Here is a 16,213-nt window from a genome sequence, read left to right on the forward strand (position 1 = left end):
AAACAATAATATCTTTAAGACTGATCAGAAAGGATGACTATAATGATTTTTCATTATAGCGGTTTTTTAATATGAATAGATTATTAGGTAAAGTAATGTTGATTACAGAATGCGACAGCAGTATTGGTGTAGCTACAGCCAAATTAGCTGCCAATGAAGGGGCTATTGTCGTTTGCACAGCTAAGAATATGGATAAGCTTTCTACTGTTATTTCAGCTACCTCTCAGCTCAATGGTGTAGCTACAGCGTTTCAACACAACATAAGTAATGTCAAAAGTTGGCGGAAAGTCATTTCTAATACCATAAAAAGTTATGGGAAAATCGATGTGTTAGTTAATAATGCGGGCATTGCTGCTCCAAAAATGATGTTAGATTTATTAGCTGAGGATTGGCAAAAAATTCAAAGTATCGATGTAAATAGTCTCGTGTTCAGTATCAAGGAAGTCATTCCCTTTATGATAAAAAATGGAGGCGGCTCGATCGTAAATGTTTCATCCCTGGAAGGATTGGTTGGTTTATCAGACAATAGTCCTTACACTGCAGCAAAGGATGTTATTCGCTCGGTCTCACTTGAAGCGGCTTTTGAATATGCTAAACATAATATTCGTGTCAATTCAATCTGTCCTGGCACTATCGATACACCTATGATTGAGACCACTTTTCCAACTATCAAAGCAACTTATAAAAAATCGGTTCATTTTCCCTACTTAGGAAAACCTGATGATATCGCTAATGGAATTATTTATCTTGCTTGTGACGAAGCCAGTTTTGTAACTGGTGCAGAATTAGTGATTGATGGAGACAGAATTGCACTGTGATCACACTCGTTTAGCTAAGTTTTTGTCACGCACTTTCAAAAAATAACAAAGTAGATAAACAAATAGAGGAATCATAAAGCTAAAACAGGATTTGCACTCATTGCAAATCCTGTTTTAATGTCTAACAAACAATTATCTTTTACGACTTTAAAAATGGTGTTTATTCTCGTCATACCAATGATTAAAAACTTCGTATACTGGTAGAAGACTAGCTCCTAAATCGGTCAGTAGATATTCCACTCGAGGTATAATTTCAGGATATTCTATTCGAGAAATCAAACCGTCCTTCTCCAGATATTTTAATTGTGCGGACAATACTTTGTGACTAATTGCAGGAATTTTTTTCTTGAGCTGCCCATATCTAATATTTTGGTTTCCGCTTAAGTGATAAATAATTTGTATTTTCCACTTACCACTGATCATTGCTAAGACTTTTTCAAGGTCTGCGAAACCATGATCTTCTACTGTGCAGATATTCCCCTTCTCTAATTCCAATTGATTACCTCCAGCCCCTACTTACTTTTTTGTGCGTAATTGTATGTATTTATCTACTATTATATACTGAAAACAGTGGCAAAGAGAGTAATTATTAAAGATAAAATATTTATCATACTGAAAGAGGAGAACATAATGAATTTAATTAAAAATAGTAATATCTTACTCGCTTTTTTGTTAGAGATATCAGCTATATTTATTTTGGGTTATTGGGGGATCAACCTACCGATTAAGAAAGCTATCTCTGTTACAATTGGCTTGTCGCTTCCTGTGTCAATAATTGTCATTTGGAGCATTTTTTGTGCTCCATCATCGAATTATCGATTAGAGGGGCTATGGCTTATTTTAGTAAAAAGCATAATTTATGCCATCGTGATTTATTGTTTATTCAGCATGGGTCATACTACTTCAACAATTATCTTTGGATTTTTTGTTCTGATCAACCTAGGACTCAGTATTTATTTTAAAACTCTGTAGTGTAGCTACTTTTGAACAAGTAATACGCATATTTTTAATAGATAATAAACACCCAATTTTCTCGAAGTTAGATGCTTTTGTCTTGACTTCCTTAGTCTTTTTTAAACATCACTATTCACTGATATCCATTGTTTGATGGATCGATTCCAAATGGCTAGAATCTAAAAACACAACACGCAGATGATTTTTAGCCTTTTTCAAATCAAAACGTATAGAGACTTCTTTTTGCTTTAAATTGCTAATATTCATGTCAAAAAGCTGATCCCATAAAGCTTCTAAAGGGAGTTGCTGCATCGATTCTTTTGGTAAATAAAAACGTAACACAGAAACAAAATCATCATATTTTTGATCCAAGACATCAATTTCTAAAAACTGGCGAATATAAAATTCGTATGCTGAAAGACCGTTATCAATTGCCATTTTGGGATCTAACACCCGATAATTCATCATCTTCCGACTCTTCTCATCGATCCAGGGAAAATAAGCTTGCGCATTCAAAATTCCCCTTGTCCGGTTCACTACATATTTTTTGTGGATCTTATCATAACTTCTAGTGACGAAATACGTTGCACGTTTCTTTTCAATAGGCTGATAGTAGCTATTTTGATATTGAACAGTCTGGATAACCTCTTCTCCAAAAGCGTATTCAATATACGGCTGGCGTAACACACCTGTACCGTTATTCCAAGCTAATTGATCATAGCCCATCTGATCTCTAAATAACCGTTGATATTTTTGATTAACGGGCAAAATCCAATTAAATGGATCATTAAATAACGTTATTTTGATTACTTGATTGGTTATTTCTTCTACAGATTGCACTTGTTGGACTTCCAAAAAAATCGGTTTTGGAATAACTTGAAAATATAAACTGGAATAATACATTTTCCAGCAAGAAGTCAAACATAATCCTTTAAAATAAATATCATAACCCGCCAGTTGATTGCAATCAACAATCACCGCTTGTTTACTATTATAACGTTTAGGTAAATCAGAAATCTCTTTTTCTGTTTCAAATGTTCTCTTTTCGATAATTTCCACATTATTATACAAATATTCATCCAACGAGCGAATATACCCGTAAATGCCATTTTTGCTCATTCGAGTATCACAGTAGTCTTCGATTATTGATCGATAGGCTGAAAATACAGCTCCATCTAAAACTGCTCGCTCATGAAGATTCAACTTAGAAACATGGAGCTGAAATTCTCCGTCTTGACTATTTACTTTGATCCATACATTTTCTTTCTCTGTCAATTGTTGAATTCGATGAGTAATTACATGTAAATCAAACGTCTGTACCTCTTCTTCACCGAAGCGACAGTTTTCAGGAACCGTCAAAATTCGTAAAAAACTCAACCAATCGTAGACATCTTGTTGCAATTCTTCTAAAGAAAAACTAGCCCGTTGAATTACCATATACATTTTCTCTGTTTTTTTCATTTGCCTCACCTCATTCTTATAAGACAAGTATAGCGAAAAAAAAGAGAGACTTCATCTAATATACTTCTAAAATCAAAGTTTAACTCTTCAAAACTTTTAAATAACTAAAAAATACTTTATCTCTTTCAATTAAAAAAAAGTTTGCAAGAGATAAAGTATTTTTTTCAAAGGTTTGAATTTCATCTATGGTATCGAAAAAGCAATCAGACCATAAAAATAGTTATTTTCATGTCTAATTGCTCTTAAACGCTGTTGACCTATTTATTTTTTGATAAACGTGCCAACGAAATCAGCTGAGACACCTTCGTCTTTTGTATAAATCACATGACCTCTTAAAATCGTTCCTACAACTTGGGCACCAATTTCACGACCAATGTACGGACTGATTTTGTTACGATATTCCAAATCTTCGGCTTTTAATGTGTAAGGAGCATTCGGTTTGATCAAGACAAAGTCAGCATCTTTCCCAATACTGATTCGGCCTTTTTGATCCAAATCATAACGGTCCGCTGGATTAGCAGCAATGATATCAGCAAATTGTTTCAAAGACATCCCTCTTTTTTGGACACCTTCATCAAAAAGTACATCTACATTGTTTTGGACGCCAGAAATGCCACCCCATGCTTCAAAAGCATTGTCTTTATCTTTTAGATCTGGTGTGCATGGAGAATGATCAGATGTAACAAAATCAATCTCCCCTGATAGAATTTTTTCCCACATGCCGTTTTGGTTTTCTTTATCACGAATCGGCGGTGAACATTTTACAATTGGGCCAATAGCATCTAGTTCGTCTGTATCAAAATAAAGATAATGCGTACACGTTTCACATGTCACATCAACTCCTGCCGCTCTTGCTTTGGTCACCTCTTCTACGCCTTCCGGGCAAGCAATATGGCAAATATGAATGCGGCAGCCTGTTTCTTTAGCAAACAAAATTGCTCTTCGAATTGGTTCAACTTCAGTGAAAACAGGTCGCGTTGCAACGTAGGCCTTCAAAGTAGTTTCACCATTTCTATAGGCAATTTCACCTAATTTATCTGTAATCGCAGCATTTTCTGCGTGGATCGCCAATACTTTACCAGTCTTAGCGACTTGCTTCATCCCCTCATAGAGAGAGTAGTCATCAACATTCATAAAATCGCCATCAATACTACGATCACCGCAAGTTGCCATAAAACACTTATATGCTGCGACTCCACCATCATTCAACTCTTGGATACCACCAGTAAGGTTGAAAGGCACCAAACCACCAAATGATCCAACATCTGATTTCAATTTTCCTTTTCCAGCAGTGTATTTTATTTCCAATGATTCACCATCGACAGTTGCTGGAACTTGGTTTAAAGGCATCTCCATAAATGACGTTACGCCACCTTTCGCACAAGAAGCAGTTCCAGTGATATACCCTTCCCACTGATCACGGTAACCACCGCCAGGATCTGTAATGTGCACATGCGCATCCACCATACCAGGACTAACAACTAGCCCTTTTGCATCAATGACTTTATTCGCCTCACCAAGATCATTTCCAACAGCAACGATCAATCCATCTTTTACAGCAACATCTGTCTCAATTTCTCCCGATTCTAGAATAACTAAACCGTTTTTGATTATTAAATCATGCATCATTTACTTTCCTCCTAATTTAAAAGTTGAGTGAGCTTGGTCAGCCCTGACAGGAAAATAGGCAAAAAAGACAGAGACATTTTTGGCCTCATTTATTTTTTACCTTTTCCAGCAAGGCTAGCTCTTGAAGCTAGATAACTTACGGTAACAACGTTCTATTTTGCTAGACCTATTTCTTATCAAAAAAATTTCTTAACACTAAATATAAAACAAAAGCAGATACAAAACCAGAAATCCAAGAAATATCCGAAATCACTTTTAAAACAGGAATGAAATTCCCACTTAAACAAATAACTAATGCCACAACTGTAGCAACATACGCAGGTTTATTCAATCGTTTGTATATATTATGACTATTGTCAGATTTTGGATCCATGTACAACTGATTCAAGTCGATCTTTTGTCTCTGAACAAAATAGTAATCAGCAATCATTGTTCCCGCAACAGGTCCTAAGACTGCACCGATCGTATTCAAGAAAATAAAAATACTAGCTGCATTTTCCATTAATTTCCACGGCATGATCAGAAAACTAATCACGCTGGCAATCAACACACCTTTTTTATAATCGATCTTTTTAGGAAATAATGCGCACAACTGATAAGCAGCGGGAATAATATTTCCCGTTGCATTTGTAGATACCGTTGTTAATAAGAATACTAGCATCGCAACAATAATCGCAAATGAATTGTCCCAACGATCCACAATATTTAAGATATTCCATTCCTGAATTCCGTAACGAATCGAGCCGCCAATCAAAATCACCACACTTGAAAAAGCAAAGATACCATAGCCAACTAAAAAGCTAGCTGTTTGACCAATCGTTTGATCTTTTGTTGATTTCGCATTTTGAGTAAAATCTGAAACACTAGCTCCTGGTGCTGCCCAAACGGCTAAAACCGAATTGATGATCATCAAATAGACAAAAACTGGTGAAATATTGTGAGTTGCCCCTACAACATCATAGGATAAAATAGGTCCAAGACCACCAGCTGCATTAATCGCCCAAATTGCTATTCCGCCAAAAACGATATAAATCAGCGGACTCAAAATTGCTGTAAATTTATTTAAAATCTTACCTCCGCCGAAACCGATCAACACATTTACAACCCAAAATAACGTAAAAGAGATCAATCCGGGAACCGAAATTCCCAAGATCATCCTATCCCCACCTAAAACTAAAAAGTCAGGCCAAATTTTGCCAATCAAAATCAAAAGCGCAAGGGAACCTGTATAATTTTGTAATCCAAACCAAGCAATCGCCGCAACACACCCTCTGAGAAACCCTGGTAGTTTTGCACCGATATCGCCATAAGTTGAACGTAAGTGAATAGCAAAAGGAATACCATATTTTGAGCCTGCCCGACCATTAAAGGTCATAAATAAAGCGACTGCCATTGCACTGATCACTAAAGCCAACATAATATTGATTGGTGATAATCCTAAAAATAAAAATCCTCCAACAGCGGTATAGTTAGGGATATTATGTACTGAACCCATCCACAATGTAAAGTAGTTCATCTTGCCCATCATCCTTTTGGACAACGGTTTCGGTAACAGATCTTCATTGTATCCTCGCTCTCGATAACGTTGAAGTTCTTCTTCCGTGATTTGATAATCATGGTTTCCCATTATTTCGCCTCCTTTTAAACGCTCAAATCCATAAATCAATTCAAATTTAAAATACAATTAGTCCTGTATACTGAATATTGTTTTCTTTAAAAGAACATTAGTATAAAATAACCCCTGAAAATCAGCTATAAATCCAATTTTCAAGGGTATATTTCATTTTATCAATGTTCTTAATCATGCATTAAATACATCATAATCTAGTTCTTTTTCATCGGCAGCAATGATCAAAGCTACCGTTGTATCAGCATCAACATTTAGTAAGGTTCGGAACATACCAGAAAACCAGTCAATTCCTGCTAAAAGCGCGATACTTTCTGTAGGTAAACCTAACATAGGCATAACTGTAGCAAGTGCTACTAAACCTCCGCCAGGGACAACTACTGTACCTAGACAGGCTAGTGTTGACAACAAGACAGCTTTTACTAGCTCCCCTATTCCCATTTGGATATTATAAAATTGTGCAAATGTTACGATGGCTAATGACAAAAACATCGCTAAACCATTACTGTTTAATGTCATTCCTAAAGGCATGACTAGTTTTGAAATACGATCACTAATGCCTAATTTATCTCGACCATCTTCAATTTGTATGGGTAAAGTAATTGCTGATGATGTCGTTGTAAATGCAACAATCGACATTCTCCACATATTTTGTGCCAATTTTTTAACACTTACTTTACAATACAATGCTGTTATCAGTAACCAAACGATCAAGAACAATAGGGCGCTGACTCCAAGGGTCAATAAAAATTTCATTAGTGTAATCAGTACACCTGTGCCGATAGTTCCTATTACAGGAGCTATTAAACAAAAAATACCGATTGGCGCGAGTTTCATGATCAGCGTTACCATTTTCAAAATAACATTATTGAAAGCTGAAACGACCTCAAGTAAAATTGAATTTTTGTCTTTATCCTTGATCAAACTCAACGCTAAACCAAATAGTAATGAAAAAATAATCACTTGTATCATATTCGCTTGCGCCATTGCTTCAATAATATTCTTTGGAACAAAATCAACAATAATTTCTTGTAGACTTTCTGTGCTGGCTTTAATGTTGCCAACCTCAAAACCACTAACTTCTAATCCTTTGCCTGGTTGTATCAACAGTCCAAACAAAACACCTATCACAGCAGCTAAGATCGTCGATCCCATAAACCATATAAATACTTTCAAACCGATTTTCCCAAGCTCTTTTGCCGCTAAGCCACCAACGGCTTCAATCACTGCTCCCATAATCAAAACAACTACAGACATCTGAATTAAACGCAGAAATAAGTCTCCAATAACTTTGAGCGATTCGACTTTTTCTTGGAAGATGATCCCTACTACAACTCCTAGTATAGTGGCGATCATCACTTGATTTGTCATACTTATGTTGCGAATTTTTTTCATGACTAGGTTCCTCACTTTAAGATACCAACTGACAACTTTCTAACCATCTACCAGTAAAAATTTTGTTTAACTTATGCACTTTTCTTTTTATTCAAGTTAGCTAATAAAAATAGAAGCGTTCCTACAACCAATAAGATAACGGAAATATAAAAGCCCATTACTTTTGAACCAGTTGCATCTGAAATTGAACCAGTTAATGTTGGTGCAATAACAGATGACATCATTCCGAAAAAGTTGAATACGCCAAGTGTTGTACCAATTCCCACTTTAGGTGCATTTTCACCAAGCCATGAAATAATAATTGGTTCTACCGCAAGTTTTCCTAAGAAACCGTACATAATCAAGCTAATCAGTAAGAATGTTGAATTTGTAGCTTGTACTGTAAATAACAACATTGCTGCAGCTAGCAGTTCTAAAATCACGATAAATTGAACTTTTTTATGCATATATTTATCTGCTAAACGACTAAAGAACAACGCTCCTGGAATTGAAGCAAAAGCTACCAATGATGCAGAAAAACCAATTGCTGCACCTTCAAAGCCTCTTTCAGTTCCTAAAAAGTTCGGCAACCATGTAACCGTCATATAATAGCCATAACAAGTTGCAAAGTATAAAATATAAGCAAATAACATTTTTGGTGAGAATAATTTTTTGATCGATACATGTTCTTTTTCTACAACTGTTTCTTCTTTCACTTCTGCTGCTTCTGCTACTTCAGATTGTGCTAAGAATTCAGCATCTTCTTTATTATTACGAATAATTGCAATAAATGCGATCAGCATGATAACGATCAATGCTACTGAGATATACATCATTGTTTGCCACGGGAATTGTAATTGAACAACTAAGAAACTAGATAAGATCAAGCCTAGACCTGAACCAACTGCTGACCCGCTGTTTACAATAGCAGTAGAAAAGCTTCTTTTTTCTTTAGGAATGTTTTGAGATGTTAGGGAATACGCCGATCCATAGAAAGAACCGCAACCTAAACCTGCTAAAACACTACCAACATAAATCATTTGGATATTCGTAGCTTGAGAAATCAATAACGCTGCTAATCCAAAAACAATAAAACCTGGAATCAAAACTTTTTTCTTTCCGATTTTATCTACTAAAAAACCTGCTGGAATCTGCATTGCTACATACCCAAAGAAATAACAAGTAGAAATAAAGCCTAATGCTGTATCCGTGATATTTCCGCCAAGTGACGCATTGATCTGTGGATATGCAGGTGATAACGCTGAACGATATACCCATATCGTTACCCAACCAGCACATAACAAAATAACAATTTTTTTCCAATAATCCATTCCTGAACCCTTACTTTTAGCATCCATGTCTTTTCCTCCATATGTTATTTTTTATAAACTTGATAAGTAAAATCTTTGTGCAATTTCACATCAATTTTATAAGCAAACAACTTCTTATTCATTAACAATTGTAAGCGGTAGCAAACTTTCACGCATCATTAATTTTCACAAACTTGCCAAAAAATTGTGCAAAACGAACAATCACTTGTTCTTTCGCACAAATAATTTAACTTTTATTTCTATTTTTTATAAATACTTAATGCAGCTTTGACGGCTTCTCCTCTATTGATATCAGCCCCGTAATAATTAAGAGCACCTTCTAAAGCGGACAGTACATGAAGAACATTTGCTTTTCTACTACTGTAGCCCATATTTCCAATACGCCAAACTTTTCCTTGCAGCGCACCAAAAGATGAGGCGATTTCTACGCCGAATTCGTCTAACATTAGCGCACGAACCTGTTCACCATCGATCCCATTTGGAATCATTATAGGTGTAACAGTCGGCATTTTAGTTGATAAATCCCCATAAAAACCTAAGCCCATTGCTTTTATTCCGGCAACAATCGCTTGATCATTTTGAGCGTGGCGAGCATACACATTATCCATACCTTCTTTTAACATCATGCGTAAGCCTTCATGCAGTCCGTAGATCATGCTTGTAGCTTCTGTATGATGATTGATTCGCTCTTCACTCCAATAACGCTGTAACTGGCTCAAATCAAGATAATTACTACTGATGTGATTATCATTACGAATATCTTTGCTTAACCCTAATTCTTTTTGATAACGGCTCGTAAGAACTTTTTCTACCCGGTCATTATAAGTAATCAAAGATAAACCTGAAGGAACACTTACACATTTTTGTGTTCCGGCAATTGCGATATCGACACCCCAAGCATCTACTTCAAGCGGCACACCACCATATGTTGCAACCATATCCACAACAAAGAAAATATCATTCGCTTTACAATGTTGACCGATTTTTTCCATTGATTGCATTTGCCCATTGGCCGTTTCACCATGAACCATAGCAACGATTTTAGGCTGAAACTTTTCGATTTCTTCAATTACTGTTTCTTGTTCAAATGGTGCGTCCCATTCTTTTTCAAGATAGTGAATCTCTGCCTTAGCGCGTTCACAGATTTCTCCTAAAAGATACGCAAAACGACCATAGACTGGAATCAAGACTTTGTCCCCTGGTTCAATCAAAGCAATCAAGGCTGCTTCTAATCCAGAACGAGATGTTCCATCGACTGCAAAAGCTTGCTTATTTTTTGTTCCAAAAGGAATCTTGATCATTTCTTTTACTTCATCCATAATTTGTAAAAAGGCTGGATCAAATTGTCCTAAAATAGAAGCGGACATCGCTCTTAATGCTACAGGATGAGCTTCAACTGGTCCTGGAGTCATGATGGTTCTACTTGGTACTGATATTTCTGAAAACATAACGATTCCCTCTTTTCCGTTTTAATTTCATCCTACCCTTATCTCCGAAAAAGTCATTGTCACTTTTGAATAAAAAATTAAAATTTTCAGTTATTATATACAAACCTTTCTTGAATCTGCATACGCTATCATTTAGAATAGAGATATATACAGAAATCTAACAAGGTGATCTATTAATATTGATCGCTCTCATATCTGCTCCTCGTCTAGAAAGAGTTGGTTTAATATGACGGAGCTACTCATTCATACAATGATCATCCAGCTTTTCGGAAAAAGAGGATGTCGACTGTGGCAAAAAAAACGCCACCCTCATCTTTTCCTATTTTCCTGTCAAGGCTGAACGAGCTCATTGTGCTTTTGCTTTAAAACACAGGGAACGAAGTGAACTGATGTTGAAAAGTACAAGGTGAAGCAAAGCGGAACGTTGTTACCGCAAGTTATCTAGCTTCATGAGCTAACCTTTCGGGAAAAAGATAAAAGAAGATTGTGGCAAAAAACGCCACCCTCATCTTTTCCTATTTTCCTGTCAAGGCTGAACGAACTCATTGTGCTTTTGCTTTAAAACACAGAGAACGAAGTGAACTGATGTTGAAAAGTACAAGGTGAAGCAAAGCGGAACGTTGTTACCGCAAGTTATCTAGCTGTACAAATCAATCCTAATTTTCTCTAGGATTAACCGATTTGTTCCGCTTTTAATATTAGGAGGAAATCCATTGACTACTTTAGAAGATTTATTAAAAATACCAAGATTTTCCGATCTAAAATTATTAACAAATCCTAGAAAATCCGATACAGTCGTTGAAAGTATCGAGATTTCTGAAACACCTGATGTGGCCAATTTTATTCCAAAGAAAATTTTTCTTTTAACAACAGCCATGGTTTATAAAAATAATCAAAAGGAGCTAATTGCTTTAATCGATTCTTTAAAAGAGCAAGAAGCTGCTGGGATCGGTATAAAAGTTGGACGTTTTATTGAAACAATTGATCCAGCTATTGTAGATTATGCCAATGAGATCGATTTTCCATTGGTTCAAGTGCCAAGTACTCAACCATTAGGTGCTTTGTTACACCAACTGCTGAACTATTTGTGGGATACCAAAACTGAGCAACTAAGTTATGCTTTAGACATTCAAAAACGTTTTTCTGATTTACTGATCCATGACGTGAGTATCGCTCGTTTTATCGCAGATTTTGGAAAAATGATCAATACACCTGTCATTTTATTAAGTCCTTATCGAAAAGTAATCGCGCATTCAAAACATTTTACACAGACTTCAAAACCTGCTGAGTATTATGTTGAACAGCTAGTCAGCAAATATGATAATTGGAACGAAGATAGTCATGCTTCCTTCATGATCAAGGATTTAAACCAAGAAGCACTTCAAATTGCTGGATTCTCGGTTATTGTAAATAGTTATTTTCCACACTATTTACTTATTTTAAATCCACAACAGGTCCCATATCCAATGTCAGAATTTGCAGTTGAGCAAGCTTGTTTAGTGTTGTCTTTTATGTTGTATAAAAATCAAAAAGTTCAGGAATCATTGGATTTTCTTAAAAGTGATTTTTTAGCTCAACTAATCGAATATCAACAAACACCTCATCAATCCAGGCGTGATTGGCTCGATCTTGGTGCAAATTACGGATTAAAGAAAAGTACTCAATATCAAGTTGTCTATGCTGTTTGCAGCCAAACAACAACTACCGCTACAAAGATCAAATATCAACAAGAAGAAAGTGATGTCGCCTTTCAATGGCTTCAAGAAACTTTGCCGCCTAGAATCAAGCATATCAGTATTTTTAAAGTGAAAAATACGAATCACTTAGCCATTTTGATTCAAAGCAGAGTGGATGATTTAGAAAGGATTCTAGCTGAATTATCATTGGAACTTTCCGAAAAATTACCGATTACGTTAACCTTTGCTTTAGGTAATTTGTATGAAAGTGTTGAACAAATCGCCAATTCTTTCATCGAGGCTAAAACGGCTTATGAAGAAATGCTGACGATGACTAGTGGTTCCTTGACTCATCGCTATCATCCTAAAGGGATGAAAAGTTTATTTGAAAAAATGAGTCTTGAAGATATTCATTATTTTTGTGAGACCACTTTAAAGGAACTTGCTTATCCTGTTGAAGATTCATTTATTGAACTACGTAAAACCTTACAGTGTTATTTAAGTTTTCAGTGTGAAATATCAAAAACCGCTAAAGAAATGTATCTACATCGAAACACAATCAAATACAGAATCGACCATTGTGCAAAATTACTCGGAAAAAGTATTCAAGATCCAAATAATAGCTTGAATTTACGTTTAGCTTTAGAATTATCTGAACGCTCGAATCAGCACCAATAAAAAATAGAAGTTGGAAGAAATGTTGCTTGTCTCTTCCAACTTCTATTTATTTAGATTTATCCTGTGATTCTTGTTCCAGCTCTACCCAATAAAGCTTGATCTGCTTCTTCTAAAGAGCAAATGATCGCAGTTTTTCCTTGCGCTGCAAAACCAATAGCTGCTTCCATTTTTGGTCCCATACTACCATCAGCAAAGTGACCTTCATCCATATATTGTTGTGCTTGTTTTACAGAAATTGTTTCTAATTTTTCTTGATTTTCTTTACCGTAATTAATGTAGACATTGCTTACGTCTGTCAACATCATAAAGACATTTGCATCAACTTGTTCTGCTAATTTTTTACCTGTACGGTCTTTATCGATAACCGCTTCGATTCCTTTTAATAGACCATCTTGATCACGAACGACAGGAATTCCACCGCCACCGCCTGCAATCACGATTGTATTACGATTTAGTAAATTAACGATTGCATCTACACCATGAATTGCTTTTGGTTGTGGTGAAGGTACGACACGACGATAGCCACGTCCAGCATCTTCCATCATTACCCAATTTTTTTCTTGCTCCATTTGTTTTGCTTCTTCTTCTGAATAAAAAATTCCGATAGGTTTGTTTGGATTATTGAATGCATCATCATCGGCTGACACTTCTGTTTGGGTCAATAATGTGATTACATTACTCGTCAGTCCTTTTGTTTCCAATGAATTTTTCAAGCTTTGTTCTAACATATACCCAATAAATCCTTGTGATTCTGCATTACAGACATCTAAAGGAAATGGTGGTACCACATCTTTTGCTTCTTCATTTTGTCTTAAAATATTCCCGACTTGGGGGCCATTTCCATGTGTTAAAACGATTTCATAATCGATCTCTTCTATTTTTGCAACCAAGTCCGCACTCAGTTTAACATTATCTAATTGCACTTCAAGTGTTGCCTCTTGGTTTGGTTTTAAAATTGCATTGCCTCCCAATGCGATTACGACGCGATTTGCCATAAAAAATCCTCCTTCATTTACTCCTAAAAAATTTTATTGTAGTTATTAAGCCTGCCAATAAATCCACACCTGATGTGTGACCTACACTAATAATTGCTTTGACAGCTTTTTCGATTTGCTCTTCATTACTGTTTGTTGTTAATGCCTTTACTAAATTTAAAACTGGTTCACTAAAACGACCTGATAGTGCGCATAACAAATAATGCTTGCTGATATCTGTTGTCAGAGACCGTCCCGTTAACAGTTCAGTAAGTAAATGTATTAATATCGAATTTTCTTCTTTCAATAGCATTCTTGCAGCCAAATGTCCAACGACCATATCATCACCAGATGGCGTTAGTCCTAATCCTCTACCTAAAAGAAAACTCAGACCTGATTCTTGCTGCGATCGATCTTCCAAGCATAAAAGATGAACAGCTTCGCTAAATGGATCGATAGTTTCTATAAACTGAGCCAATGTATTTTGACTCCCCGTTTCTTTCACTATTGTGTTTACATATGAAAATAGCTTTTTAAGACTGCTCTCCACTAACTCTTCCGTTCCTTCCATCACAGATGAATAGCGTTGACCATGCATCAGAAACAGATGATTGCTAGAAAATTGTAGAATGTTTTGCTTCCAAGTTATTTGTTCACCGATCTCAACCATTGCCAATAACCTTGAGAAATCAGCTACTTCCAGATAAATTCCATTCGGCATAAAAGGATAGTTAGTGGTCGTTATGACCACTAACTGTTGTTTCCTCTCATCTTGAATATTGAAACTATTTTTATATTTGCTATGAACGTACCATTTTTGCGCTTCAGTCTCATTGATTAGAAGACTTTCATCTATAAATCGAGCATTAACAAACAATGTCTTCACCTTTTATTCTGTAAAACCTAATTTTTTTGCATAAGCTAAAACTGCTTTTTCAAAACAGTCGATTGGCGGTGTTACTGTTCCTGCACCAATTTGACCTAAGCCAGCTTTTTTATTTGCGATTCCTGTATTGATCACTGGAAGAATCCCTGTCTCAACAACTTTTCGTGCATCAATTCCAAGACAGATTCCTTTAAAGTCCCAAGTTGGAACTGGGAAATTAGGATTTGTATCAATACAAATTTCTGTCATTTCATTACTTGTATTCAACGCATCGTAGAATCCGCCTGAACCTACAAAACGAGTAACTGCAGGTGCTGCGATCATCGCCATACCACCAACTCCAAATGTCTCAGTGATCGCACTATCTCCCATATCAGGAGCAGCGTCTGCCTCACTAAAGCCAGAGAAATATAATCCTTGAGGTGTATTGACCGGTCCTGTGAACCATTCATCACCCATACCAGCAATACGGATACCAAATTCATAACCATTTCTACACATCGCTGTAACGATTGTTCCTTCTTGGATTTGTCTAGCGCCATCCATAACAGCTTTAGCTGAAGCCATCATGATGTTTAAGAAGAATTGATCGGTATCTGCTAAGAATTGAACAACTTCTTCACGTTTTGTTTGGTCGATTTCAGTCAACCCAACAATAATCGGTGCCATTTCTTTCAAGAATGCTAATGATGCCGCAATATTACGTTGATGGAATTCATCTCCCATAGCAATTGCTTTAGCAACCAATACATTGATGTTTAAGCCATCTTCTTTTGTTTTTAATGCAGCACTTAAAACAGGTGCTAAAGTGTCTCTCATCCATCTTAAACGAGTAATTACTTCATCAGAATAAGCACCAAAACGTAACACTGCACCAATTCCTTCGTTCATCGTACAAAAAGCGCGATTGCCGTCTGTTTTGTTTTCAACAACTAAGACTGCCATGTTTCCAGAAGTGATTCCACCCATAGGTCCAACCGCATTCACATGATGACAAGGTATCAGTTTGACTTCACCAGATTCTAACAATTTTCTTGCTTCTTCTTCTGTTTCACACCATTCTTCAAATAAAACTGCACCTACACAAGCGCCTTGAATTGGATCGACCATTTTATCGTAAGTGATTGGAGGACCTGCATGTAATAGGACTTTGCCTTCATTCAATTCTTCGATTACTGAATTTGCTGGAACGACATCTAATAAGAACGGAGAACCAGCAACGATTTTTGCTGCTACCGCTTGGTTTGCTTCATCGATTGTTTTATATGACATTTTGATTTTCCTCCGTTAAAAGCTGAATGAGCTGGATCAGCTCCCACTGGAAATAGGAAAAATAGAATGTGGTGCTTTTTACCAC

The 16,213-nt window shown here is 36.2% G+C and carries 13 protein-coding genes; 3 read left to right on the top strand and 10 right to left on the bottom strand.

The annotated features are described in order from the left end of the window. The first annotated feature begins 71 nt into the window (after window positions 1-71). Entirely contained in the window at window positions 72-818 is a 747-nt protein-coding gene (locus V192_RS0113785; protein WP_025872692.1) for an SDR family NAD(P)-dependent oxidoreductase, read from the top strand. A 147-nt stretch (window positions 819-965) separates the two neighbouring features. Here the strand turns inward: V192_RS0113785 and V192_RS0113790 are convergent, their stop codons facing one another. Next, window positions 966-1,313, bottom strand: coding sequence for a winged helix-turn-helix transcriptional regulator (locus V192_RS0113790; protein WP_025872693.1), 348 nt, complete (start codon window positions 1,311-1,313; stop codon window positions 966-968). A 135-nt stretch (window positions 1,314-1,448) separates the two neighbouring features. Between V192_RS0113790 and V192_RS0113795 the strand changes: the two genes are divergently transcribed. Further along, window positions 1,449-1,790 (top strand): YrdB family protein, encoded by a 342-nt coding sequence (locus V192_RS0113795; RefSeq protein ID WP_025872694.1) that lies wholly within the window; start codon window positions 1,449-1,451, stop codon window positions 1,788-1,790. A gap of 111 nt (window positions 1,791-1,901) precedes the next feature. Here the strand turns inward: V192_RS0113795 and V192_RS0113800 are convergent, their stop codons facing one another. From V192_RS0113800 to V192_RS0113825, 6 genes are all read right to left on the bottom strand, one after another. Beyond that, window positions 1,902-3,233: a hypothetical protein gene (locus tag V192_RS0113800; protein ID WP_025872696.1), complete on the bottom strand. Its 1,332-nt coding sequence runs from the start codon at window positions 3,231-3,233 to the stop codon at window positions 1,902-1,904. Between the two features lie 261 nt (window positions 3,234-3,494). Further along, window positions 3,495-4,862 (bottom strand): allantoinase AllB, encoded by a 1,368-nt coding sequence (gene allB / locus V192_RS0113805; protein ID WP_025872698.1) that lies wholly within the window; start codon window positions 4,860-4,862, stop codon window positions 3,495-3,497. Between the two features lie 166 nt (window positions 4,863-5,028). Then, on the bottom strand, window positions 5,029-6,489 hold the full coding sequence (gene allW / locus V192_RS0113810) for an allantoin permease (protein ID WP_025872700.1): 1,461 nt from the start codon (window positions 6,487-6,489) through the stop codon (window positions 5,029-5,031). Between the two features lie 174 nt (window positions 6,490-6,663). Next, window positions 6,664-7,884 (bottom strand): dicarboxylate/amino acid:cation symporter, encoded by a 1,221-nt coding sequence (locus tag V192_RS0113815; RefSeq protein WP_025872702.1) that lies wholly within the window; start codon window positions 7,882-7,884, stop codon window positions 6,664-6,666. Window positions 7,885-7,955: 71 nt separating this feature from the next. Beyond that, window positions 7,956-9,221 (bottom strand): MFS transporter, encoded by a 1,266-nt coding sequence (locus V192_RS0113820; protein WP_025872705.1) that lies wholly within the window; start codon window positions 9,219-9,221, stop codon window positions 7,956-7,958. Window positions 9,222-9,433: 212 nt separating this feature from the next. Further along, window positions 9,434-10,642, bottom strand: coding sequence for a pyridoxal-phosphate-dependent aminotransferase family protein (locus V192_RS0113825; protein ID WP_025872707.1), 1,209 nt, complete (start codon window positions 10,640-10,642; stop codon window positions 9,434-9,436). Between the two features lie 713 nt (window positions 10,643-11,355). Between V192_RS0113825 and V192_RS0113830 the strand changes: the two genes are divergently transcribed. Then, complete coding sequence (locus V192_RS0113830; protein ID WP_025872709.1) at window positions 11,356-12,996, top strand: PucR family transcriptional regulator; 1,641 nt, start codon at window positions 11,356-11,358, stop codon at window positions 12,994-12,996. 56 nt (window positions 12,997-13,052) lie between these two features. Here V192_RS0113830 and arcC read toward each other — a convergent pair whose 3' ends face one another. Genes arcC through V192_RS0113845 form a run of 3 tightly spaced genes read right to left on the bottom strand, consistent with a single transcriptional unit; the run spans window position 13,053 to window position 16,128 of the window. Further along, the gene (gene arcC / locus V192_RS0113835; protein ID WP_025872712.1) at window positions 13,053-13,991 is read right to left on the bottom strand and encodes a carbamate kinase; all 939 of its coding nucleotides are present in this window, start codon (window positions 13,989-13,991) and stop codon (window positions 13,053-13,055) included. Window positions 13,992-14,004: 13 nt separating this feature from the next. Then, the gene (locus tag V192_RS0113840) at window positions 14,005-14,856 is read right to left on the bottom strand and encodes an oxamate carbamoyltransferase subunit AllH family protein (protein WP_239644693.1); all 852 of its coding nucleotides are present in this window, start codon (window positions 14,854-14,856) and stop codon (window positions 14,005-14,007) included. Between the two features lie 3 nt (window positions 14,857-14,859). Then, the gene (locus V192_RS0113845; RefSeq protein ID WP_025872717.1) at window positions 14,860-16,128 is read right to left on the bottom strand and encodes a YlbE family protein; all 1,269 of its coding nucleotides are present in this window, start codon (window positions 16,126-16,128) and stop codon (window positions 14,860-14,862) included. Between the last annotated feature and the right edge of the window lie 85 nt (window positions 16,129-16,213).

The sequence above is a fragment of the Enterococcus crotali genome (assembly GCF_000633635.1).
GTDB classification, from domain to species: domain Bacteria; phylum Bacillota; class Bacilli; order Lactobacillales; family Enterococcaceae; genus Enterococcus_L; species Enterococcus_L crotali.

What these genes read in the sequence shown, in the direction of transcription:
- V192_RS0113785 (WP_025872692.1), top strand. Translation starts at nt 72, where the DNA reads ATGAATAGATTATTAGGTAAAGTAATGTTGATTACAGAATGCGACAGC.
- V192_RS0113795 (WP_025872694.1), top strand. Translation starts at nt 1,449, where the DNA reads ATGAATTTAATTAAAAATAGTAATATCTTACTCGCTTTTTTGTTAGAG.
- V192_RS0113800 (WP_025872696.1), bottom strand. Translation starts at nt 3,233, where the DNA reads ATGAAAAAAACAGAGAAAATGTATATGGTAATTCAACGGGCTAGTTTT.
- allB (WP_025872698.1), bottom strand. Translation starts at nt 4,862, where the DNA reads ATGATGCATGATTTAATAATCAAAAACGGTTTAGTTATTCTAGAATCG.
- allW (WP_025872700.1), bottom strand. Translation starts at nt 6,489, where the DNA reads ATGGGAAACCATGATTATCAAATCACGGAAGAAGAACTTCAACGTTAT.
- V192_RS0113815 (WP_025872702.1), bottom strand. Translation starts at nt 7,884, where the DNA reads ATGAAAAAAATTCGCAACATAAGTATGACAAATCAAGTGATGATCGCC.
- V192_RS0113820 (WP_025872705.1), bottom strand. Translation starts at nt 9,221, where the DNA reads ATGGATGCTAAAAGTAAGGGTTCAGGAATGGATTATTGGAAAAAAATT.
- V192_RS0113825 (WP_025872707.1), bottom strand. Translation starts at nt 10,642, where the DNA reads ATGTTTTCAGAAATATCAGTACCAAGTAGAACCATCATGACTCCAGGA.
- arcC (WP_025872712.1), bottom strand. Translation starts at nt 13,991, where the DNA reads ATGGCAAATCGCGTCGTAATCGCATTGGGAGGCAATGCAATTTTAAAA.
- V192_RS0113845 (WP_025872717.1), bottom strand. Translation starts at nt 16,128, where the DNA reads ATGTCATATAAAACAATCGATGAAGCAAACCAAGCGGTAGCAGCAAAA.